The organism is Xanthomonas sp. WHRI 8393 (assembly GCF_040203315.1).
Classification (GTDB): domain Bacteria; phylum Pseudomonadota; class Gammaproteobacteria; order Xanthomonadales; family Xanthomonadaceae; genus Xanthomonas; species Xanthomonas arboricola.
Genome location: NZ_JBEGGL010000001.1, coordinates 887,522 through 909,373 on the forward strand (window position 1 = coordinate 887,522; position 21,852 = coordinate 909,373).

The 21,852-nt window shown below is 67.7% G+C and carries 15 protein-coding genes; 13 read left to right on the forward strand and 2 right to left on the reverse strand.

The window, feature by feature from the left end:
* Positions 1–227: 227 nt before the first annotated feature.
* From ABQ137_RS03805 to ABQ137_RS03840, 8 genes are all read left to right on the forward strand, one after another.
* Positions 228–947: a hypothetical protein gene (locus tag ABQ137_RS03805; RefSeq protein WP_349781230.1), complete on the forward strand. Its 720-nt coding sequence runs from the start codon at positions 228–230 to the stop codon at positions 945–947.
* A 142-nt stretch (positions 948–1,089) separates the two neighbouring features.
* A complete protein-coding gene (locus ABQ137_RS03810; protein WP_349781232.1) occupies positions 1,090–1,713 on the forward strand; it encodes an HAD family hydrolase in 624 nt (207 codons plus the stop codon).
* Between the two features lie 629 nt (positions 1,714–2,342).
* Positions 2,343–4,358: a methanol/ethanol family PQQ-dependent dehydrogenase gene (locus ABQ137_RS03815; RefSeq protein ID WP_326521461.1), complete on the forward strand. Its 2,016-nt coding sequence runs from the start codon at positions 2,343–2,345 to the stop codon at positions 4,356–4,358.
* Positions 4,355–6,121: a quinoprotein dehydrogenase-associated putative ABC transporter substrate-binding protein gene (locus tag ABQ137_RS03820; RefSeq protein ID WP_054591931.1), complete on the forward strand. Its 1,767-nt coding sequence runs from the start codon at positions 4,355–4,357 to the stop codon at positions 6,119–6,121. The genes ABQ137_RS03815 and ABQ137_RS03820 overlap by 4 nt, the downstream gene beginning before the upstream one ends.
* Positions 6,122–6,146: 25 nt before the next feature.
* Positions 6,147–6,803, forward strand: a complete 657-nt coding sequence (locus ABQ137_RS03825; RefSeq protein ID WP_054591930.1) for a c-type cytochrome — start codon at positions 6,147–6,149, stop codon at positions 6,801–6,803.
* Entirely contained in the window at positions 6,800–7,861 is a 1,062-nt protein-coding gene (locus tag ABQ137_RS03830) for a beta-propeller fold lactonase family protein (protein ID WP_054591929.1), read from the forward strand. Before ABQ137_RS03825 ends, ABQ137_RS03830 begins: the two co-directional genes overlap by 4 nt.
* A 35-nt stretch (positions 7,862–7,896) precedes the next feature.
* Positions 7,897–9,003 (forward strand): S-(hydroxymethyl)glutathione dehydrogenase/class III alcohol dehydrogenase, encoded by a 1,107-nt coding sequence (locus ABQ137_RS03835; RefSeq protein WP_054591928.1) that lies wholly within the window; start codon positions 7,897–7,899, stop codon positions 9,001–9,003.
* Positions 9,004–9,013: 10 nt separating this feature from the next.
* Positions 9,014–11,398, forward strand: a complete 2,385-nt coding sequence (locus tag ABQ137_RS03840; protein ID WP_054591927.1) for a TonB-dependent receptor — start codon at positions 9,014–9,016, stop codon at positions 11,396–11,398.
* 565 nt (positions 11,399–11,963) lie between these two features.
* On the opposite strand, the gene ABQ137_RS03845 is transcribed toward ABQ137_RS03840, so the two are convergent.
* Complete coding sequence (locus ABQ137_RS03845; RefSeq protein ID WP_054591926.1) at positions 11,964–13,937, reverse strand: sigma-54-dependent Fis family transcriptional regulator; 1,974 nt, start codon at positions 13,935–13,937, stop codon at positions 11,964–11,966.
* A 261-nt stretch (positions 13,938–14,198) separates the two neighbouring features.
* Positions 14,199–15,131 (reverse strand): carbohydrate kinase family protein, encoded by a 933-nt coding sequence (locus ABQ137_RS03850; RefSeq protein WP_003482735.1) that lies wholly within the window; start codon positions 15,129–15,131, stop codon positions 14,199–14,201.
* Between the two features lie 276 nt (positions 15,132–15,407).
* On the opposite strand from ABQ137_RS03850, the gene ABQ137_RS03855 reads away from it, so the two are divergent.
* The 5 genes from ABQ137_RS03855 (at position 15,408) to rodA (ending at position 21,559) form a co-directional block, all read left to right on the forward strand.
* Positions 15,408–16,454 (forward strand): rod shape-determining protein, encoded by a 1,047-nt coding sequence (locus ABQ137_RS03855; RefSeq protein WP_003482734.1) that lies wholly within the window; start codon positions 15,408–15,410, stop codon positions 16,452–16,454.
* A gap of 172 nt (positions 16,455–16,626) precedes the next feature.
* Positions 16,627–17,898 carry a rod shape-determining protein MreC gene (gene mreC / locus ABQ137_RS03860; RefSeq protein ID WP_349781237.1) on the forward strand — a complete coding sequence of 424 codons (1,272 nt, stop codon included), beginning with the start codon at positions 16,627–16,629 and terminating at the stop codon, positions 17,896–17,898.
* Entirely contained in the window at positions 17,895–18,380 is a 486-nt protein-coding gene (gene mreD, locus ABQ137_RS03865) for a rod shape-determining protein MreD (RefSeq protein ID WP_016900812.1), read from the forward strand. The genes mreC and mreD overlap by 4 nt, the downstream gene beginning before the upstream one ends.
* Before the next feature lie 3 nt (positions 18,381–18,383).
* The gene (gene mrdA, locus ABQ137_RS03870) at positions 18,384–20,444 is read left to right on the forward strand and encodes a penicillin-binding protein 2 (protein ID WP_039523408.1); all 2,061 of its coding nucleotides are present in this window, start codon (positions 18,384–18,386) and stop codon (positions 20,442–20,444) included.
* Positions 20,441–21,559 carry a rod shape-determining protein RodA gene (gene rodA, locus ABQ137_RS03875; protein WP_054591925.1) on the forward strand — a complete coding sequence of 373 codons (1,119 nt, stop codon included), beginning with the start codon at positions 20,441–20,443 and terminating at the stop codon, positions 21,557–21,559. The genes mrdA and rodA overlap by 4 nt, the downstream gene beginning before the upstream one ends.
* Positions 21,560–21,852 lie beyond the last annotated feature (293 nt).

Below are 21,852 nucleotides of genomic sequence, written 5' to 3' on the forward strand. Positions count from 1 at the left end.
GGGGAGGGCGTTGCCGACGCCCTCCCGCCGCTTTCCTTGCTGCATCGTGCAGGCAGCACCGCGCCCTGCAATCGCCGTTGTAGGAGCGCACCCGGGCGCGACGTGGCGTTACCGGGAATGCTCCATCGCGCCCTGGTGCGCTCCTACAGCGTGCCGCAGTTTGATCGCGGCTGTCGCGGGCAGGCTGGTATCGTTGCCGCTGCCTTTCATGCCTTCCGGAGTCGACGATGAAGTATCTGCTGAGCGCGGCCTTGTGCGTCGCTGCAGTGAGTGGCTGTACCGACCGCGAGGCGCAGCGTCAGGCGCAGGCAAGCGCGCAGGCGCAGGCCAAGCAACAACAGGCCGATGCACTCGCCAAGCAATACGACGAGGCGGTGACGGCCGGTAACTGGGACATGGCACGTGCGCATGGTGCCGCACTGCTGGAAGGCTACGCCGGTACCGCGGCGGCCACACGCATCGAACCCGGCTATGCCGACATCAAGGCCAAGGGCGACCAGGCGCGCGAACTGCGCCGCATGCAGGCGTTGTGGCAGTACTCGCAGGTGCCCGCCAAGGGCGGCACGCAGCGCTCGGCGATGATCGATGCCAAGAGCCGCGTGGATGTCGACGGCAGCGGCCCCAAGCCGGTGAGCCTGGTGTTCCGCGATCACCCGCAGTGGAAGCGTCACAGCTATCTCGTGCTCAAGGCCGGCGACTTCAACTGCTATGGCGGCTGCAAGGTGCAGGTCTCGGCCGATGGTGGCGCAGCACGCGCGATGGCCGCGCACCGCCCCGACACCGATGAAGCGATCGCGATGTTCATCGACGACGACAAGGCGCTGTGGAAGCTGGTGCGCAATGCCAAGCGCATCAGCATCGCGTTCCCGGTGAAAGCCGGCGGCACGCGCACGGCAGAGTTCGAAGTGGGTGGCCTGGATACCACCCAGATGCCGGGCTGGAAGTAGGCGCACCGCCCTTGCACGGCACCAGCTGCGCAGTCGACGTACGGCATCGGCATGAGGTGCCGGTCCATTCGGGTGAGTGCGCGATGTGCGTTCCCTGACGGCTTGCGGCGTTGCCTCAACCATCTCTGGAGTCTCCTCACGTATGGACGCCATGGCCATCACACAGATCTCTCCCGCGTTGTCCGGTTACCGCCATTGGGTGTTCGACATGGACGGCACGCTGACTGAAGCGGTGCACGATTTCGCGTTGATCCGACGCGCGCTGGAGATCCCGCCCGAGGCGGACATCCTGCACCACCTGGCATCGCTGCCGGCCGAGCAGGCCGCAGCCAAACACGCCTGGTTGCTCGCGCACGAGCGTGAACTCGCACACGCCGCACAGCCTGCGTCCGGTGCAGTGGCCCTGGTGCGTGCGTTGCAGGCAGCCGGATGCCGGCTCGGCATGCTCACCCGCAATGCGCGCGCATTGGCGCAGGTGACATTGCAGGCGATCGGCCTGCACGATGCATTCGCCTGGGACGACATCGTCGGCCGCGATGAGGCCGCCCCCAAACCCGCACCCGATGGCCTGCAGTATTTTGCGCAACGCTGGGCAGTGGGGGGCACAGCACTGGTCATGGTCGGCGATCACCACAACGACCTGGCCTGCGGCCGTGCAGTCGGTGCCTGCACCGTGCTGGTCAACACACCCGGCGATCCATGGCCCGGCCTTGCCGACTGGCGGTTGCAGGATTGCACGCAGTTGCTGGCGCAGTGGAACCGCTAGCGTGAGCTTTGGCGAGTAGGCCAAGCGCGCGAAGCATGGAGTGCGATGCGTGGCTGGCCGCGTGTCGTTGGATAACGCTGGCGATCAGGACACCGTTATCGCATTGGAAGTGACATGCGCTCGAAGGGGCGTGGACGCCGCTGAATCTTGCAATGCGTCATCAGCACTGCCAGACATCATGCAACTGGCCTACGCCGTACCCTCATCCGCCCTTCGGGCACCTTCTCCCGATGGGAGGAGGGAAACGCGGCAGCACCCCGTTCGACAACGTAGCTGGCCTTCGGTGAGGTGAGGTGTTGCCTTGCGCGAGCCACAGCAAGCTATGTCGCCTCAAGCCTGCAGGGTGCGCAGCACTGACCGACAGGCAGTCCCACCCCCGCTGCACCATCCATGTCACAGCACGCCCGGCGCAAACTGTGCCAGAACCGTGACAGTGCACCTGGCGCAAGCGACTGCCATCACATCAAACCCTGCTGCTCCAACATGGTGCGTCGCACCAGTGCGCTGGCATGGCGTTTGCTCTTTCCCTCTCGACGTTTCCGACGTCCGCGGTGCAACTGGCGGGTGCAACGCCTGCGCTGCGGGATGTTTCAACCGACTGGTTGTTCAATCGAGAGGGGTAGACGCATATGCACCAATCTTCCTGTCGCAGCCTGCGCAGCAGTGTGCTGCTCATGCTTGCGCTGAGCGCCGCGTTGGCCGGCTGCAAGAAAGACGCCGCCACGGAAACGACGACAACGCCCGCACCGGCCGCCAAACCCGCCGCGCCGGCGGCCGCCGCCGTAGTCGATACCGACAGCGAGTTCACCACCAATGCCAGCAACCCGGATAACTGGGGCGGCATCGGGCGCGACTTCGCGCTCACCCGGCACAGTCCGCTGGCCGAGATCAATCGCGACAACGTCAAGAACCTGAAGATGTCGTGGGAAATGAAGACCGATGCCACGCGCGGCCACGAAGGCCAGCCGCTGGTAATCGGCAGCATCATGTACATGGTCAGCGCGTATCCGAACAACGTGTTCGCCATCGACCTGGCAGCGCAGGACGACGGCGGCAAGGTGTTGTGGAAGTACACCCCGCAGCAGGACGAACGCTCGGTGGCGGTGGCGTGCTGCGATACGGTCAACCGCGGCGCCTCCTATGCCGATGGCAAGCTGGTGTTCGGCAGCCTGAGCGGCGATGTGATCGCACTCGATGCCAAGACCGGCAAGGAAGTGTGGAAGCAGAAACTCGCGCACCCGGACAAGGGCGAAACTATCACCATGGCACCGATCATCGCCGACGGCAAAGTGGTGGCCGGCATCAGCGGCAACGAGTTCGGCGTGCTTGGGCGTGTCGCTGCCTACAACTTGGCCGATGGCAAGCAGGCATGGTCCTGCGATGCGGCGGGTACTGACAAATCGATCTGCCTGGGTGCGGATTTCAACAAGGCCAACCCGCAGCATGGCCAGCTCGGCGATCTAGGCGTCAAGACCTTTCCCAACGACGAATGGAAGCGTGGTGGCGGTGCGGCCTGGGGCTGGTACAGCTACGACCCGAAGTTGAAGCTGCTCTACTACGGCACCGGCAATCCCGGCCTGTGGAGCCCGTCGTATCGCTGCGGCAAGACCTCGCAGGAGGAATGCAACAACGGCGAGCATGACAACAAGTGGTCGATGACCCTGTTCGCCCGCAAGATCGATACCGGCGAAGCGGTGTGGGGTTATCAGAAGACCCCGTTCGATCAGTGGGATTACGACGGCATCAACGAGCCGATCCTGGTGGACCTGACCATCGACGGCAAGCAGGTGCCATCGGTGGTGCAGTTCGATCGCAACGGCTTTGCCTACGTGCTCGATCGCCGCGACGGCACCTTGCTGCGCGCGCACAAGTTCGTACCGGCCAACTGGGCCGAACGCATCGACATGAAGACCGGCCGCCCGGTCAAGGTGGCCGCGCATTCGCCGCTGGAGCGCGGCAAGAAGGTGCAGGCCTTCCCGTCGGCGATGGGCGGCAAGGACCAGCAGCCGTGCTCGGTGGATCCGGCCAATGCGGCGGTGTTCTTCTGCGGCACCAACAACTGGCATATGGAGCTGGAACCGCAGGAACGCGGCAACACCATGATGGGCCTGCCCTACGTGTTCGCCAACGTGATGATGAAGCCCAACGAGCCGGGTGCACTGGGCATCGTCAAGGCCTTCGACGTGGTGGAAGGCAAGTCCAAGTGGGAGATCAAGGAGAAGTTCCCGGTGTGGAGCGGCACCCTGGTCACCGACGGCGGGCTGGTGTTCTACGGCACGCTGGATGGCTGGTTCCGTGCGGTGGACAAGGACACCGGCAAGAAGCTGTGGGAGATGAAACTGCCCTCTGGCATCATCGGCAACCCGATCGCCTACAAGGCCAATGGGCACCAGTACGTGGCGGTGTTCTCCGGCATCGGTGGCTGGATCGGCCTGCCGGTGGCCGCAGGTCTGGATCCGTCCGATCCGTATGGCGCGCTGGGCGCAGCCGGTCTGGCATTTGGTGCCGGCTTCGACAAGATCCCACTCGGCGGCATGGTGCACAGCTTCCGGATCGATGGTGCCGGCAAGACCGTGACCGCCAGTGCAACCGCCACGGCGGCTGCAGGCGGCACCGCCAACACCGCAGCGAAGACCGCACGATGAGTTCCACGCAAGGCGTTGGACGCGCGCACTGGCAGTTCGCTGCCGGTGCGCGTGGCATGCACCGGCAGCTGTGTCGGCTGCTGGTGCTTTGCAGCCTCGGACTCGTCGCCGCAGGCTGCACCCGCGAGCCGTCCTCACCGGCGGCTCGCGCTTCTGCTTCTGCTTCCGCTGCGGCGCCCGCTGCGGCGCCCTCCACTGCGGCACCGGCCACGGCCAGTGCTCCACCGCCAGCGCCCGATCCGCACGTGCTGCGGGTCTGCGCCGACCCGGGCAACATGCCGCTGTCCAACAAGGCCGGCGAAGGCTTCCAGAACAAGATCGCGCAAGTCGTGGCCGATGCCATGGGCCGGCGCCTGGAATACGAGTGGCGCACCTATTACCAACGCGGGCTGGCACGCAGCACGATCACTGCCGGCCGCTGCGATGTGTTGATGGACCTCAACAGCGATTTCGAGCAGGGCCTGACCACGCGCCCGCTGTATCGCTCGGCCTATGTGCTGGTGACGCGCAAGGGCCTGGATCTGGTGCCGACGTCGCTGGACGATCCGGCGCTGAAAAAACTGCGGCTGGGCGTGTTCCAGAGCTCGCCCGCACGCCAGGCCCTGTACGAGCACGGCATCAGCGGCCAGGTGCAATACCTGTTCTACGACTCGGCCACGGCGCCGGAAGAACATCCCGGCAAGCTGGTCGAGCGCGTCGCCGCCAATGAACTGGATGCGGCCGAATCATGGGGCCCGGTGGCCGGTTATTACGCGCAACGCGGTGGCCTGGGCATGGTGCCGCTCAATACCATCGACGATGCGGTGCTGGAGTATTCGATGGCGTGGGCGGTGTCGCGCAAGAACGCAGACCTGCGCGATGCGTTGAACACCGCGATGCAACAGAGCGCGGCAAAGATTGCCCAGATCCTGCGCAGCTATCACGTGCCGCTGGTGCGTTGTGGCGACTGCGTGGTAGCCGGCGATCTGGCCGCGCACGGGCCGTATGCCACGCCGACGCCAGTATCCAAGGCGCCAAGCCCGGCCGCGTCCTCGCAGGAGCTGGCGCAGCTGCAACTGCGCATCGCCGACGGTGCCGACCCGAACCAGGAACTGGCGCATGCGCTGGATGCCGGCGACGCGGTGCGTGCGGCGTGGCTGTTGCGGCATGGCGCCGATGCCAACCGTCCCAACCTGCTCGGCGAGCCGCCGTTGCATCAGGCCATCCGCAACCAGGAACCGGATCTGGTCGGCCTGCTGCTCGATGCCGGTGCACGCCTGGATGCGCGCGATGGCAGCGGCTGGACCGCGTTGATGAAGGCGGCCTGGGCCAACGATGCCGACAGCGTGACCAGGTTGCTCGGCAAGCGCGCGCCGGTGGACACCGTCTCCAGCGATGGCTGGAGCGCGCTGGACCTGGCGGTGTCCTATGCCGATGTCGGCGTGGTGCAGGCCTTGCTCAAGGCGGGCGCGGATGTACGGCGTGCCAATGCCACCGGCTTCACGCCGGTGATGTTCGCGGTGGCGCGCGACGACCCGGCGATGCTCGATGCGGTGCTGGCCGGCGGTGCCGACGTCGGCCACGCCAACCAGGCCGGCGTCACCGCATTGATGCTGGCCGCCGCGGCCGGGCGCGACGCGGCGGCCAAGCGCCTGCTGGCGGCCGGCGCCGACCCTGCCGCACGCAATCGCGACGGCAAGACCGCCGCTGCATTAGCGCAGGCACGCGGCGATAACGCGCTGGCCACGCTGCTTACCGAGGCCAGGCGCCCCTCCCGGCAATGACTGTGTCACCCGCCGCGCGCACGGGGTGCGCGGTGCTCCCTCCGATCAGAAAGGTTCGTTCATGCGCAAGTCCACCGTGGGTTGTTTCGATCGTTCCATGCGCGCACCGCTGTGCGCGGTGATGCTCAGCGTCGTGCTGGCGGCCTGCGGCAAGGACGCACCGCCGCCCGCGCCCGCGCCTGAGGCGGCCACCGCACCGGCTGCCAGCCCGCCGGCGCCGGCCACCGGTACTGCCGCGCCTGCGCCTGCGGCGGCGAGCGCCGCGGTGCCCAACCCGGCCGCCGGGCCTGCGCCGGATCCGGCCACGCCGCCCGCAGCGCCGGCCACCGTGGTGCCGATCCCGAAGGGGCCGGAGGTCAAGGCCACGCCCGAGCTGATCGCCGAGGGCAAGAAAATCTATTTCTCTGCCGGCTGCAATGCCTGCCATGGCGGCACCGGTGGCGGCGGCATGTGCCCGCCGTTGACCAACGACATCTGGGTGTATGGCAGCGACGACGACACCTTGCGCACGCTGATCAGCGAAGGCACCGCCGCGATGATCACCCACGGCAAGACCCGGGTCGGGCATGAAAAGGTGGTCGGGCAGATGCCGCCGTTCGCGCCGGTGCTCAAGCCGGGCGATACCGAAAAACTGCTCGCCTTCATCCATTCGATCAACAAGACCGCGGGCAAGGCGCAATGAGGCCAGTGGCAACCGGGTGGCGGTGCCTGCTTGCGGCAACTGCGCTGGGCGCGCTGCTGGCCTTGGCCGGTTGCCGGCGCGATGCGGAGCCGCCGGCGTCCAGCGCTGCGCCGGCGACAGCAACGCCTGCAACGAAGGCCGCGGCACCGGTGCCCGCAACGCCGCCGGTATTTGCCTATGTGCCCAACCAGCGCAGCGGCACGGTGTCGGTGATCGATACGCACACCGACACGGTGGTGCGTACGCTCAGTGCGCAGGGGCAACTGGGCAAGCGTCTGCAGCAGGTATTGCCGGGCCCGCAGGGGCATCTGTACCTGATCGATGCCGAGCATCACCGCCTGATCGAACTCGATACCGACAAGGACGCGGTGCTGCGCAGCGTGGAGATCGGCGAGAACGCCGAAGGCATTGCGCTGTCGCCGGACGGCAAGCAGTTTGCGGTGTGCGTGGAAGGCCAGAACCAGGTGATGTTGATCGATGCGGCGCAGTTCAGCGTGCAACAGGTGATCGCCACGCGCGGGCAGGCGCCCGAGCACTGCGCCTACACGCCGGACGGGCAGTGGCTGCTCACCAGCAACGAGGGTTCCAACGACATGGACATGATCGAGCTGGCCACCGGTCGCTCGCGTGGCGTGGTCGCCACCAGCGGCCATCCGCGCGGCATGGCGTTTGCGCCCGACGGGCATAGCGTCTACATCGCGCAGGAAACCGCCAATGTGGTCGACGTGATCGACCTGCAGACGCGCCAACGCCGCGCCAGCCTGCCAGCCGGCGTGCGCACGGCGGGCGTGGCACTGTCTGCCGACGGCACGCGGCTGTATGCGTCCAACGGCGGTGCCGGCACGCTCAGCGTGATCGATACCAACACTGCGCGCAGTCTCGCCGAAATCGCGGTGGGGCTGCGGCCGTGGAATCCGGCACTGACCCCGGCCGGCGACAAGCTGTATGTCGCCAACGGGCGCTCGAACACGGTCAGCGTGATCGACACCGTCGCGTTGCGCGAGATCAAACAGATCCCCGTCGGCGAACTGCCGTGGGGCGTGGTCATCGCGCGCTGAGCGGCGGGCATGCCGCAGCGCGCCAGGGAGGCCGGATGAAGACACGCGCTGCGGTGGCATGGGGTCCGCACCAGCCGCTGACCATCGAAGAGGTGGACCTGCAGCCGCCGCGGCCCGGCGAGGTGCTGGTGCGCCTGGTCGCCACCGGGATCTGCCATGGCGATGCGCATGCATTGGCGCATGCGCAGGCGGGCAGCTTCCCGGTGATCCTGGGGCAGGAAGGCGCCGGCATTGTCGAGGCGGTCGGTATCGGCGTCACCAGCGTGCAGCCCGGCGATCACGTCATCCCGCTGTACATGCCCGAATGCGGCGTGTGCAAGTTCTGCCGTTCCGGCCGCACCAACCTGTGCCAGGCGATCCGCAGCAGCCAGGAGCGCGGGCTGATGCCCGATGGCAGCAGCCGGTTCTCGTTGCAGGGCCGACCGATCCTGCACCACATGGGCATCAGCACGTTTTCCGAATACACCGTGGTGCCGGAGATCGCGGTCGCGCGGATCCAGCCGGAGGCAGCGCTGGATCAGGTCTGCCTGCTCGGCTGCACGGTCACCACCGGCGTCGGTGCGGTGCTCAACAGCACGCATGTGCGGCCCGGCGACTGCGTGGCGGTGTTCGGCCTGGGCGGCATCGGCTTGTCGGTGGTGCAGGGCGCGGTACTGGCGCAGGCCGGGCGCATCATCGCGGTGGATATCGACCCGACCAAGTTCGCGCTGGCGCGCGCGTTGGGCGCCACCGATTGCCTGGATCCGCGCGACTACGGCGCACCGATCCAGCAGGTGATCGTGGACCTCACCGATGGCGGCGCCGACCACAGTTTCGAATGCGTGGGCGATGTCGGCGCGATGCGCGCGGCGCTGGAGTGCTGCCACAAGGGCTGGGGCGAGAGCGTCATCCTCGGCGTGGCCGACGACGCGCAGGAGATCAGCACGCGCCCGTTTCAACTGGTGACCGGGCGGGTGTGGCGCGGCAGCGCCTTCGGCGGAGTGAAGGGGCGCAGCGAATTGCCCGGCTATGTCGCGCGCTATCTGCACGGCGACATCCGGCTGGCGCCGTTGATCACCCGCACGCTGGCGCTGGACGACATCAATCAGGCGCTGGCGGACTTGCGTGCGGCGCGCGGCATCAAATCGATCGTGCTCTATTGAGGAGACGCAGATGGCAGCAGGCACACGCAGCACAGCGAAGTTGCACCGTCACGTACTGGCAGGCGCCTGCGCTAGCGCCTTGCTCGCAAGCAGTGCGCTGGCAGTGGCGGCCGAGGCGCCGCAGGTGACCTGGCTGGACCGCATCGAGGTCACCGCCACGCCGATCCCCGGCACCACCATCGATGCGGCGCAACTGCCGTACATGGTGCAATCGGCCACCAACAGCGAGCTGTCGCGCGCGCGCAGCAACAACCTCGGCGATCTGCTGCAGCGGCGCTTCGTCGGCGTGGACGGCAACGATGTGCAGGGCAGCGCGTTCCAGAACGACCTCACCTTCCACGGGTTTCGTGCCTCCGCCTTGCCCGGCGCCTCGCAAGGCGTGTCGGTGTATCTGGATGGCGTGCGTTTCAACGAACCGTTCGCCGACATCGTCAGCTGGGACATGCTGCCCGAGTCGGCAATCAATGCAGTGACCCTGATGCCCGGCTCCAATCCCTTGTTCGGGCCGAACACGCTCGGTGGCGCGGTGGTGTTGTCTACCGCATCGGGCCTCACCTCACCGGGAGTGCAGGGCGAGCTGAGCATCGGCAGCGGTGCGCGCAAGCGCCTGGATGCCAGTTACGGGCTCGCCAGCCAGGACGGCTGGCATGGCTTCGTCGCGGTGACCGGTTTCGACGAGAACGGCTGGCGCGATGCCTCCGAGGGCCGCCTGGGCACCGTGTTCGGCAAGGTCGGCAAGCAGGGCGAGCAGACCGACTGGAGCCTGTCGGTGCTGCACGGGCGCAGCCGCCTGATCGGCAATGGCCTGCTGCCGGATACGCGCTACACCGACGATGGCCCCGAGCCCGGCCTGTATCGCGCCGACCGCCGCGCGGTGTACACCTCGCCCGATCTCACCCGCAATCGCAATACGCTGTTCACCGCGCAACTGGACCATCGCTTTGATGCGGACACCGCATTGCATGCACTGGCCTACGCACGCGTGGGCCGCCGCGACACTGTCAATGGCGATATCGGCGAGGACTACGAGGAGTTCGTCGAAGAATGCGCCTCCGGCTACGCCGCCGACGGCAGCGCGCTGGATGCCGATTGCGATGTCGCGCGCGCCGATGCCGATGCATTGCCCACCGGCGCGCTCAACACCACCCAGATGCGCCAGGAGGCGCAAGGTCTGGCAGTCAACCTGAGCAGTCAGTGGGGTGCGCATGCGCTCAGCACCGGCGTCACCTTCGATCGTGGTCACGTGCGCTATCAGCAATTCGCCCGCGACGGCTGGGTGCAACCGGACCGCTCGGTCGCTGCCGATCCGGATGCCGAGCGCGCGTTCTTTTCCGGCGTGCGCGGCAGCACCAAAACGCTGGGCGTGTTCGTCGCCGACACCTGGGCGCTGGACGATGCCACCCATCTCAGTGCCGCAGTGCGCTGGAATCGCGTGGTGGTGGACAACATCCTTTCCACCGCCGACGACGGCGACCGCCCACGCGAGCGCTTCGTCTATGCCAAGGCCAATCCGTCCCTGGGTCTGACCCATCGGCTCGATTCGGGGCTGACGTTGTACGGCTCGGTCGCGCAAAACAGCCGCGCACCGACCGCGATCGAACTGGGTTGCGCCGATCCCACCCAGCCGTGTCGGTTGCCGACCGGCCTGCAGGCCGACCCGCGCCTGGAGCAGATCGTCTCCCGCACGTACGAGCTCGGCGCGCGCTGGGCGCCGTCGGCCAACAGCAACGCCAGCCTGTCGGTGTACCGCGCCGACAATCGCGACGACATTTTGTTCCTGCGTGCACCGGACACCCAGCTGGGTTACTTCGACAACGTCGGCCGCACCCGCTACCAGGGCGCGGATCTGGCGCTGCGTCTGCGCAGCGGCGACTGGCAATGGTCGGCCGGCTACAGCTTCCTGGATGCGACCTACCGCAGCGATGGCGAGCTGCTGTCCGGCGAGCGCGTGATCGCCTTGCGTCCAGGCCTGCGCATCGCCGCATTGCCGCGCCACAACCTCAAGCTCGGCGTGGAATGGCAGCACGATGCGCTGACCCTGGGCGCCGGGGTGCGTGCGGTGTCCGGGCGCGTGGCCAGCGGCAACGAGGATGGCCAGGTCGACAATGCCGACGACGACGAGCCCGCACCCGAGCGCATCGACATCGGCACCGCCGGCTACGCGCTGGTAGACCTGCAGGCACGTTTGCAATTCAGCGAGCGGCTATCGCTGTTCGCCCGCGTCGACAACGTCTTCAACCGCCGCTATGCGACCTATGCGGCCGTGGCCGAAGACGTGTTCCCCGATGGCGAACTCGCGCGCCCGCAGGAAGCGCCGGTGGAAACCGGCCCGGCAAGGTTCCTCGCGCCGGGCGTGCCGCGGCAGTATCTGATCGGCATACGCTGGGCGTTATGAGGCTGGGGATTCGGGATTGGAGATTAGGGATTCGTAAGGCGCAAAGTGCAATCGCCAGTCGCCCGCAGCGTTATCTGGATGGTGCCGAGCTGCGCTAGTCGAGGGTGCGGTGTCCTCACCGCTCGCGGGACACGCCGTAAACCCATCCCTGGGGGCTCGGTGGCGGCATCCATGCCGCCACACGGTCCCGCAAGCGGTGAGGACACCGCACCAGACAGTTGATTGGTTGCCTTGTTTAAAACCATGCACACCGTCCATCTCGACAGGTCCTTGCCCGCCCACCGTCGCGGGACCTTACGCGGCAGGGATGCCGCGTAAGAGCCTACAAGGACGTACTTGCGGCGTGTCCTGCGAGGGTGGGCGGGCAAGGGCCCTGCAGCCAAGCTCCAAATCATCCGCTCCACAATCGCGGCATCGACACGTGGTGCATGCCACACCAAACAACAGCGGCACCCACCTGATTGTCAAGAAGTGCTCTTGATAAATCGCTCCAAATACCAGCGCCAAGAACCAGCATGGGCTCTAACGAATCCCCAATTCCGAATCCCAAATCCCCGCCCTCCAATCACCCGGTATCCAGGCCATGCTTGCGCAGCTTGCGATACAGCGTGTTGCGACTGATGCCCAGGGCATCGGCGGTGCGGCTGACATTCCAGCGGTGGCGTTCGAGTTGTTGCTGCAGCACCAGGCGTTCGGCCTGGTCGAGTGCGACGCGGCCGGGCATGTCGTCGGCGGCCACCGCGCCGCCATCGACCAGGCACGGTGCGCTGCCAGCATCGACGATTTCCTGCGGCAGATTCGGCAGGCGGATCACTCCGTCGCTGCACAGTACCGCCGCCGTGCGCAGCACATTGCGCAACTGGCGCAGGTTGCCCGGCCATGCGTAGCTCAGCAGCTTGTGCATCGCTTCTTCGCTGATGCGCACGCTGTGCTCGCTGGCTTCCTCGCGCAGCAGGGTGCGGATCAGTTCGGCCTTGTCGCTGCGCTCACGCAGCGGTGGCAGGTGCAGCACCACGCCATTGAGCCGGTAATACAAATCCTCGCGAAACTCGCCGGCCGCCACCCGCTGCGCCAGATCGCGATGGCTGGCGCTGATCACGTGCAGCTCCAGCGGTACCGCGCGTTCGCTGCCCAGCGGGGTGACGCATTGTTCTTCCAGCACGCGTAGCAGGCGGCTCTGCAAGGGCAGCGGCATGTCGCCGATTTCATCCAGAAACAGGGTGCCGCCGCTGGCCTGCAGCAATTTGCCATGGCGGCCTTCGCGCGCGGCATCGGTGAACGCGCCGCGCGCATACCCGAACAATTCGCTCTCGATCAATGCCTCGGGAATCGCCGCGCAGTTGATCGCCACGAACGCGCCGCCGGCCCATGGCGAGCCGCGGTGCACCGCCTTGGCAAATTCCTCCTTGCCGGTGCCGGTGTCGCCGCACAGCAGAATCGACACCCGATGCGCAGCCAGCTTCAAGGCATTGGCCAGGTTGTGGCGCATGCGCGAATCCGAGCCGACATGCTCACCGGGTTGCAGCTCGGTATCCGGTGCCAGCTGCGCCGGCCCACCCACCGCCGGCAGCGCAGCGCGCGCGCGCGGCGGGCGCACCAGTGCGTAGAACCGCCGCCCATGGCAGGCGCAGCGGATCGACCACAAGGTGCCGGCATCGCTGCCGGCGCGGTGCTCGAGGGTGTCGAAATCCAGCTGCATCACCTGTGCGATGTTGCGGCCCACCAGCTGGCTGCGATCGATCTTGCCCAGTTGCTCCAGCACCGCCTCGTTGACTGCCAGCACGCGGCCATCGGTATCGATCGCGATCAGTGCCTCGTGCAGCAGGCCGGCGAACTCGGGCCGGCTATGGAAGCGCAGGATGAAGGCATGGCCGAACTGGTTGAGGAAATGCGAGCGCGAGATCTGCGCCGCCGACATGCTCACCAGGGCCACGGTGTGGCGCTGGATCTGCTTGCCGTCCTGCGCGTTGGGGGTGGATGCATCCAGCACCGCCAGCAGCCCGCCATGCGGGTCCAGGATCGGCGCGCCGCTGCACGACAGCGGCAGATGGCGGGTCAGGTAATGTTCGCCGCGGTGCACGCTGACTGCGGTGCGTTCGGCGGCGCAGGTGCCCAGGCCGTTGGTGCCCTGGTGACACTCGGCCCAGCTGGCGCCGCAGAACAGACCGGCCTGGCGGAATTCGCGCAGCAGGGTTGGGTCGTGCACGCTGTGCAGCACGGTCGCCTCTGCATCGGCAAAGATCACGGCGTAGCCGCTGCCGGCGATCTGCTCGTAGAGGTTTTCCATCTCCACCTTGGCAATCCGTAGCACATCGCCCAGACGTTGCTGGCGCTCGCGCACGTGCAGCGCATCGTGCACCAGCGGCTCGGGGGCTGCCTCGGGCAACAACGCGTAATCGTCCAGGCAGCGCCGCCACGAGCGCGACAGTGGCGCGGCAAGCGGCGCGATGTCGCGCAGCCGGCGGATCTGCCGGAGCGCATCCGGCTCGATCTCCGGCAGGGCGATGGACGTGGCGGCGACAACGCTTGGCTCGGACATGGGCCAGCGTTCCTCAGTGGGCGCGAAGCGTCAGTAGAGGCACAGATCGGGCCGATGCTCAAACTGCATTGCAGCAATTGCGGTGCCGACGCGCCCCTTTCCTGCGGGAGCGGGAGCGGGAGCGGGGGTGCGGTGAGGGGGCGGTGCGAAACCCGAAGCTGTTCAACTTGCACGGGGCTTCGCCCGTCCCCTCATCCGCCCCTGTGGGGCACCTTCTCCCGAGGGGAGAAGGGCACAGCGCTGATCAGCGGTGGTGCCGCGTCAGAGCGCGTAGCCGAACTGCTGCTTGAACTGGTCGTTGAACTCGGCAAAGTCGAACCGCTGGTTCTGCGTGCCCGGGTGCTCCACCTTCAGCGCGCCCATCAGGTTGCCCATCCGCCCGATCGTCAGCCAGTCGTAGCCGCCCTGGATGCCGTAGATCAGGCCGGCGCGGAAGGCGTCACCGCAGCCGGTCGGGTCGACCACGCGGCGCTCGTGCGCCGGCGGGATGTCGTAGGTCTTTTCCGGCGTATGCACCAGTGCGCCCTTGGGGCCCTGCGTGGTGATGTAGGCCTGCACGCGCGAGACGATGTCCTTCTCGTCCCAGCCGGTGCGTTCCTGCAGCAGGTTGGATTCGTAGTCGTTGACCACCACGTACTGGGCCTGCTCGATGAACTGGCGCAGTTCCGGGCCGTTGAACAAGGGCATCGCCTGGCCGGGATCGAAGATGAAGGGAATGCCGGCGGCAGCGAACTCTTCCGCATTCTGGATCATGCCCTCGCGCCCATCCGGGCCGACCAGGCCCAGGGTCACGCCCGGCACATCCTTCACGTGGTTCTCGTAGCTGCGCATCATCGCGCCCGGATGGAAGGCGGTGATCTGGTTGTTGTCGTGGTCGGTGGTGATGAAGGCCTGCGGGGTGAACAGGTCGTCGATGATCTTCACCCGCGACAGGTCGATCCCCAGCGTTTCGAAGTGTTCGCGGTACGGGCCGAAGTCCTGGCCCACGGTGCCCATCGGGATCGGCGCGCCGCCGAGCAGATGCAGGTTGTAGGCGATATTGCCGGCGCAACCGCCGAACTCGCGGCGCATGCGCGGGACCAGGAACGACACATTCAGGATGTGCACCTTGTCCGGCAGGATGTGGTTCTTGAACTGGTCCGGAAACACCATGATGGTGTCGTAGGCGAGGGAACCACAGATCAGTGCGGACATCGAGTCAGGCCTTTGCGTTGGGAAATACCCGCCAGTTGCCGGGCATGGCAGCGGGACGGCGCGCGCGCCGCGGCGCAAAGGGTAACGGCTGCGACCGATCAGGGCCACAAGCGCATGCCACGCCCGGCGTGACCGGCACATGAAAACGACGCCGCAACGGCCGATTTTTCCTTGCCCGCACCGGGGGGGATTGCTAGGCTAGTGGACTTCGTTTTCTGCCCAAAATTTCGCCAGTCTGGCGGCGGGCACGCGACTTACCCAGGAACAACTCCCTCGATGTTCAAGAAACTCCGCGGCATGTTCTCCAACGACCTGTCCATCGACCTGGGCACGGCCAATACGCTGATCTACGTACGCGGGCAGGGCATCGTACTGAACGAACCTTCGGTGGTGGCGGTGCGTCAGGACCGCGCAATCGGCGGCACGCGCTCGGTGGCCGCCGTCGGCGCCGAGGCCAAGCAGATGCTCGGCCGCACCCCGGGTCACATCACCACGATCCGCCCGATGAAGGACGGCGTCATCGCCGACTTCACCTACACCGAGGCAATGCTGAAGCACTTCATCAAGAAGGTGCACAAGTCGCGCTTCCTGCGCCCGAGCCCGCGCGTGCTGGTGTGCGTGCCGGCCGGTTCCACCCAGGTCGAGCGCCGCGCCATCAAGGAATCGGCGGAAGAAGCCGGTGCGCGCGATGTGTATCTGATCGAGGAACCCATGGCCGCGGCGATCGGTGCCGGCATGCCGGTGACCGAGGCGCGCGGTTCGATGGTCATCGACATCGGCGGCGGCACCACCGAAGTGGCGGTCATCTCGCTCAACGGCATCGTCTACTCGCAGTCGGTGCGCGTGGGCGGCGACCGCTTCGACGAGTCGATCACCAACTACGTGCGCCGCAACCACGGCATGCTGATCGGCGAAGCCACCGCCGAGCGCATCAAGCTGCAGATCGGCTGCGCCTACCCGCAGGACGAGGTGCAGGAGATGGAAATCTCCGGCCGCAATCTTGCCGAAGGCGTGCCGAAGATGATCAAGATCAACTCCAACGAAGTGCTCGAGGCATTGCACGAGCCGCTGTCGGGCATCGTCTCGGCGGTCAAGCTGGCGCTGGAACAGACCCCGCCGGAACTGTGTGCCGACGTGGCCGAGCGCGGCATCGTGCTTACCGGCGGCGGCGCACTGCTGCGCGACCTGGACCGCCTGATCTCCGAAGAAACCGGCCTGCACGTACAGGTCGCCGACGACCCGCTCACCTGCGTGGCCCGCGGCGGCGGTCGCGCGCTGGAGCTGGTGGACATGCACGGCAACGAGTTCTTCGCGCCGGAGTGAAGCGTTCGGGATTGGGGAGTCGGCATTCGGGATTCGCAAAAGCGGTTCCGGCCCACGGCCCGGTAGGACTGCTCCGCAGTTCCGCGAGTTCACGTTTTAGCCGCATCCGTATCGGGGGCAGCCAACCGCTCCCCGAATCCCCAATTCCGAATCCCCAATCCCGGCCCTGACAGTGCCCTCCTACGCCGGTCCTCCCGTCGCCTCCCGTCCGGGCGAAGTCACCTCCACGCTGCGGCTGCTGGTCTATCTGGTGCTGGCGATCGTGCTGATCGCGCTCGATAGCCGGGGGGGCTGGCTGAGCCAGGTGCGTCTGCAGGCCAACCTGCTGATCCAGCCGATCTGGGCGGTGGCCGGGTTGCCGGGGCGGATCGGCTCGCAGGTGCGCGACAACGCCGCCACCCATGCGCAGCTGGTGGAAGAAACCCGTACCCTGCGCAATCAGTTGCTGGTGGCCAATGCGCGCCTGACCCGGCTGCAGACCGCCGCCCTGGACAATGCGCAGCTGCGCGAACTGCTCAACGTGGCCGAGCGCCGCGGGCTGGACGTGCAGCTGGCGCCGATCCTGGATATCGACCTGGACCCGACCCGGCAGCGCCTGCTGTTGGACGCCGGCAGCCGCGATGGCGTGCTGCTGGGCCAGGCGGTGATCGATGCCGGCGGGTTGATGGGCCAGGTGATCGAAGTGACCCCGCTGCATTCGACCGTGCTGCTGCTGACCGACCCCGACCACGCGGTGCCGGTCAGCGTGGCGCGCAACGGCGTGCGCCTGATCGTCTACGGCCGCGGCGACCGGCTGGAACTGCGCGACATCCCGCTCAGTGCCGGCGTGCAGGTGGGCGACGAAATCGTCACCTCCGGCCTCGGTGGCCGCTTCCCGGCCGGCTTCCCGGTCGGCAAGGTCTCCGAACTGCACCCGGACGACACCCACGCCTTCCTGGTCGGCGAACTGACCCCGGCCGCCAAGCTTGATCGCGGCCGCGATGTGCTGCTGCTGCGCGCCGGCAAGCCGTTGCGGGTGGTGCCTGGGGCCGGGATTGGGGATTCGGGAGTTGGGATTGGTAACAGCAACAGCAACGGCAACGGCAACGGCAACGGCGTCGCGGCGGCGGCCGGCGCGCCGGTGACTGCGACACCGCGCACGCCTGCGGGCGGTGTTTCCAACGCAGCGACTGATACCGCGCGCCCGACGGCCGCCGCGGCATCGGGCACCGGTACCTCGGCGCCTACCCAGTCCGCGGCGACACCTGCCGCGCCCGGCGCGCAGCCGTCCAGTGCGCCAGCGTCCGGCCGCCCGGCCAGCACGTCCGCCCGGCGTCCCGCATCGACCGCATCCAACGGCCCGAATCCCGATTCCCGTTCGTCCCCGCCACAGGGCGCTGCTTCCAGCCAATCCCCAATCCCCACTCCCCAATCCCGTCCGGCTCCGCAGGAGACGGACCAATGACCCGCATGCGCAACACCTGGATCCTGCCGGCGAGCATCGTCATCGCGCTGGTGCTGGGCCTGCTGCCGCTGCCGGTGGTGGTGCAGCCGCTGCGTCCGTACTGGCTGGCGCTGGTGCTGGCGTACTGGGTGATCGAGGAGCCGGACCGGGTCGGGCTGGGCATCGCCTTCGTGGCCGGCGTGCTGGCCGACCTGCTGTATGGCGGGCTGCTCGGCGAGCAGGCGCTGCGGCTGGTGATCATGACCTTCATCCTGCAGCGCTTCCGCGCGCGGATGCGCTTCTTCCCGGTCTCGCAGCAGGCGCTGGCGATCGGTGGGCTGCTGCTCAACGACCGCATCGTCTCCTCGGCCGTGCATCTGGCGGTGGGCGAGCCGACCCTGCCGTGGAGCTACTGGTGGGCGCCGCTGCTGGGCATGGCGCTGTGGCCGCCGCTGTTCGTGTTGCTGGATGCGGTGCGGCTGGGCAAGCGGAGCAAGAAGTAAGCCATGCACGGGCGCCGTCATCCCAAGAACCCGCATGCGGAGGCCGAGCAGTTCCGCCGGCGCGCGGTGCTGGGCTTTGTGATGGTGGTGATCTGCCTGGTCGGGCTGGGCGGCTGGTATTTCAAGCTGCAGGTGCTCGACCACGAGGTCTATGCCACGCGCTCGGAAGCCAACCGCATCAAGCCCAAGCCGGTGGTGCCCGGGCGCGGCATGATCTACGACCGCACCGGCCGGCTGCTGGCCGAGAACGTGCCGGCCTTCCGCCTGGACGTGACCCCGGACAAGGTCGCCGACATGGACGCCATGCTGGCCGCGCTGGGCAAGGTGATCCCGATCGCGCCGGAGGATCTGGAGCGCTTCAACCGCGAGCGGCGCGCGCGCCGCAGCTTCCTGCCGGTCACCCTCAAGTTGCGCATGAGCGATGAGGAAATGGCGCGCTTTGCGGTGGAGCGCTGGCGCTTCCCCGGCGTGGAGCTGGAGCCCTACCTGACCCGCCGCTACCCGTACGGGCCGCTGTTCGCGCACATCATCGGCTACGTCGGCCGCATCGACGAGAAGGACCTGGCGGTGCTGGGCGAGGGCAATGCCGCGCTCACCCACATGGGCAAGTCCGGGCTGGAGCGCTATTACGAGCAGGACCTGCGCGGCCAGGTCGGTTACGAGCAGGTCGAAACCAACGTGCAGGGGCGGGCGATCCGCACCGTCGGCCGGGTCGCGCCGCAGTCGGGCGCGGACCTGCGGCTGTCGGTGGATGCCGACCTGCAGCGCGCGATGGTGGCCGCGTTCGGCGAGCACGAAGGCGCGGCGATCGCGATGGACCCGCGCACCGGCGAGATCCTGGGCATGGTCAGCCTGCCCAGCTACGACCCCAACCTGTTCGTCAACGGCATCTCGCATACCGACTTCAAGATGCTCAACGACAACCCGTCGCGGCCGCAGTTCAACCGGCTGGTGCTGGGCGGCGTGGCGCCGGGCTCCACGCTCAAGCCGCTGATCGCGCTGGCCGGCCTGGACAGCGGCCTGCGCCGGCCGGAAGACCGGGTGCTGTCCACCGGCATGTTCTACCTGCCCGGGGTCAGCCGCGGCTGGGGCGACTCGCACCGCGGCGGCCATGGCTGGACCGATCTGCGCAAGTCCATCGCCCAGTCGGTCAATACCTATTACTACCGGCTGGCGGTGGACATGGGCATCGAGCGCTTCGACCACTACCTGGGCGAGTACGGCTTCGGCCAGCCGACCGGGGTGGACCTGCTCGGCGAGATCGGCGGCATCCTGCCGTCGCCGGCCTACAAGTACAAAACCCGCAAGGAGCGCTGGTATCCCGGCGACACCGTCAACATCGCCATCGGCCAGGGCGACTGGAAGGTGACCCCGCTGCAACTGGTGCGCGGGGTGTCGGCGATCGCCAGCGGGCTGCTGCTGCGCCCGCACCTGGTGCTGGAGCAGCGCACCGGCTTCGATCACCCCTGGCAGCCGATGATCCAGCCGCCGGGCAAGCCGATCAGCCCGAGCGCGGCGCACCTGCAGGTGGTGCGCGAGGGCATGATGGACACCATGCGCCCGGGCGGCACCGGCTATGCGATCACGCCGGGCGCGCCGTATCAGATGGCCGGCAAGACCGGCACCGCGCAGGTAGTCAGCCGCAAGGGCGTGGCCGCGGTGGACCCGCGCAGCCTGCCGCTGCACCTGCGCCACCGTGGCCTGTTCGTCGGCTTCGCGCCGGCCGACAACCCGGTCATCGCGGTGGCGGTGGCGGTGGAGGGCGGTGGTTTCGGTACCAGCTCGGCAGCGCCGATCGCACGCAAGATCTTCGACGCCTGGCTGCTCGGCAAGCTGCCCGCCGGCCTGGAGCCGCTGGACAGCGAGCTCGGCATGACCGCGGTGGGCGTCAACCAGTTCGAAGCCGGCGCCACCGATGCGCGCCAGGCCGGCGATGCGGCCGCGGCCACGCTGGACGAGCTGCCGGTGGTGATCGGCCAGACTGCGGTGGCGTTGGACCCCAACACGCCGGCGCAGCCCGTGGTGCCGGATGTGCCCGATGCGGTCCAGGAGACCGACCATTGAGTGACATCCTGCGCTGGCTGGTGGACATGGTTGCGCGCTTCACGCGCAGCCTGGACTGGGTGCTGTGCCTGGCGCTGGGTGCGCTGATGGTGATCGGCCTGTCGGTGCTCAAGAGCGCGGGCGGCGCCGCGAACGGCGATCATCTGGTGATGGCGCAAGCCGTGCGTTTCGTCATCGGCCTGGCCGCGATGTGGGGGATTTCGCGCATGTCGGTGCTGCGCCTGCGCGCCTGGACGCCGTGGGTGTACGGCCTGTCGATGCTGCCGCTGCTGGCGGTGTTCGCGCTTGGCACCGGCAAGTACGGTCGCCAGTGGCTGGACCTGAAACTGTTCTACCTGCAGCCGGCCGAACTGCTCAAGATCAGCCTGCCGATGATGGCCGCCTGGTATCTGCACCGCATGCCGTTGCCGCCGCGCATCTCCACCGTGCTGGTGACCGGCGTGATCATCGGCGTGCCGACCGCACTGATCATGCTGCAGCCGGACTTCGGCACCGGCGTGCTGATCGCCGCCAGCGGTGTGTTCGTGCTGCTGCTGGCCGGCCTGCCGTGGTGGTGGGTGGCGGTGGGCGTGGGCGGCGTGTCGGCGGCCGCGCCGGTGGCCTGGTTCTGGCTGCTGCGGCCGTACCAGAAGGACCGCATCATGATGTTCCTCAACCCGGAAAACGATGCGCTGGGCGCCGGCTGGAACATCATCCAGTCCAAGATCGCGATTGGCTCGGGCGGTTTCGACGGCAAGGGCTGGGGGTTGGGCTCGCAGTCGCATCTGAACTTCATTCCCGAACAGACCACCGACTTTGCGTTCTCGGTGCTCAGCGAGGAGTTCGGCTGGATCGGCGTGGCGACCGTGCTCAGCCTGTACCTGATCGTGATCGCGCGCTGCCTGTGGATCGCCGCGCAGGCGCGCGACACCTATTCGCGCCTGGTCGCCGGTGCCACCGGCCTGGCCTTCTTCGTCTACGTGCTGGTCAACGGCGGCATGATTTCCGGGCTGCTGCCGGTGGTGGGCGTGCCGATGCCGCTGATGAGTTACGGCGGTACCTCGGCGGTGTCGCTGTTGGCCGGGCTGGGCTTGGTGATGGCGGTCAAGGCGCACCGCCCGGTGCACGGCTACTGAGCTGCGCCTGCTAAGGCGCCCGGTCGCGCTGCGGCTCGGCGGCTGTGCGCGACCGATCGCGGCGCGGCCGGTGCCGCGCGAGTTGGCTTTTCCTGCTCTCGCGCCGCTTCCGTCCGGTCGATAAGCCGGAGCGCGCCGGCAGGTCCCGCGCATCCCACCTGCATGCGCTGAGCGGCTCGGTGCACGTCCCGCCGGCGGGGCCGCAAGGGCCTGCGCATCGCCGCGCGCCGACTTGATCTGAATCAATGCCGCCGTGCGGCGGCACGCGCACAGTGCCCCCGTCCTCGAAACGG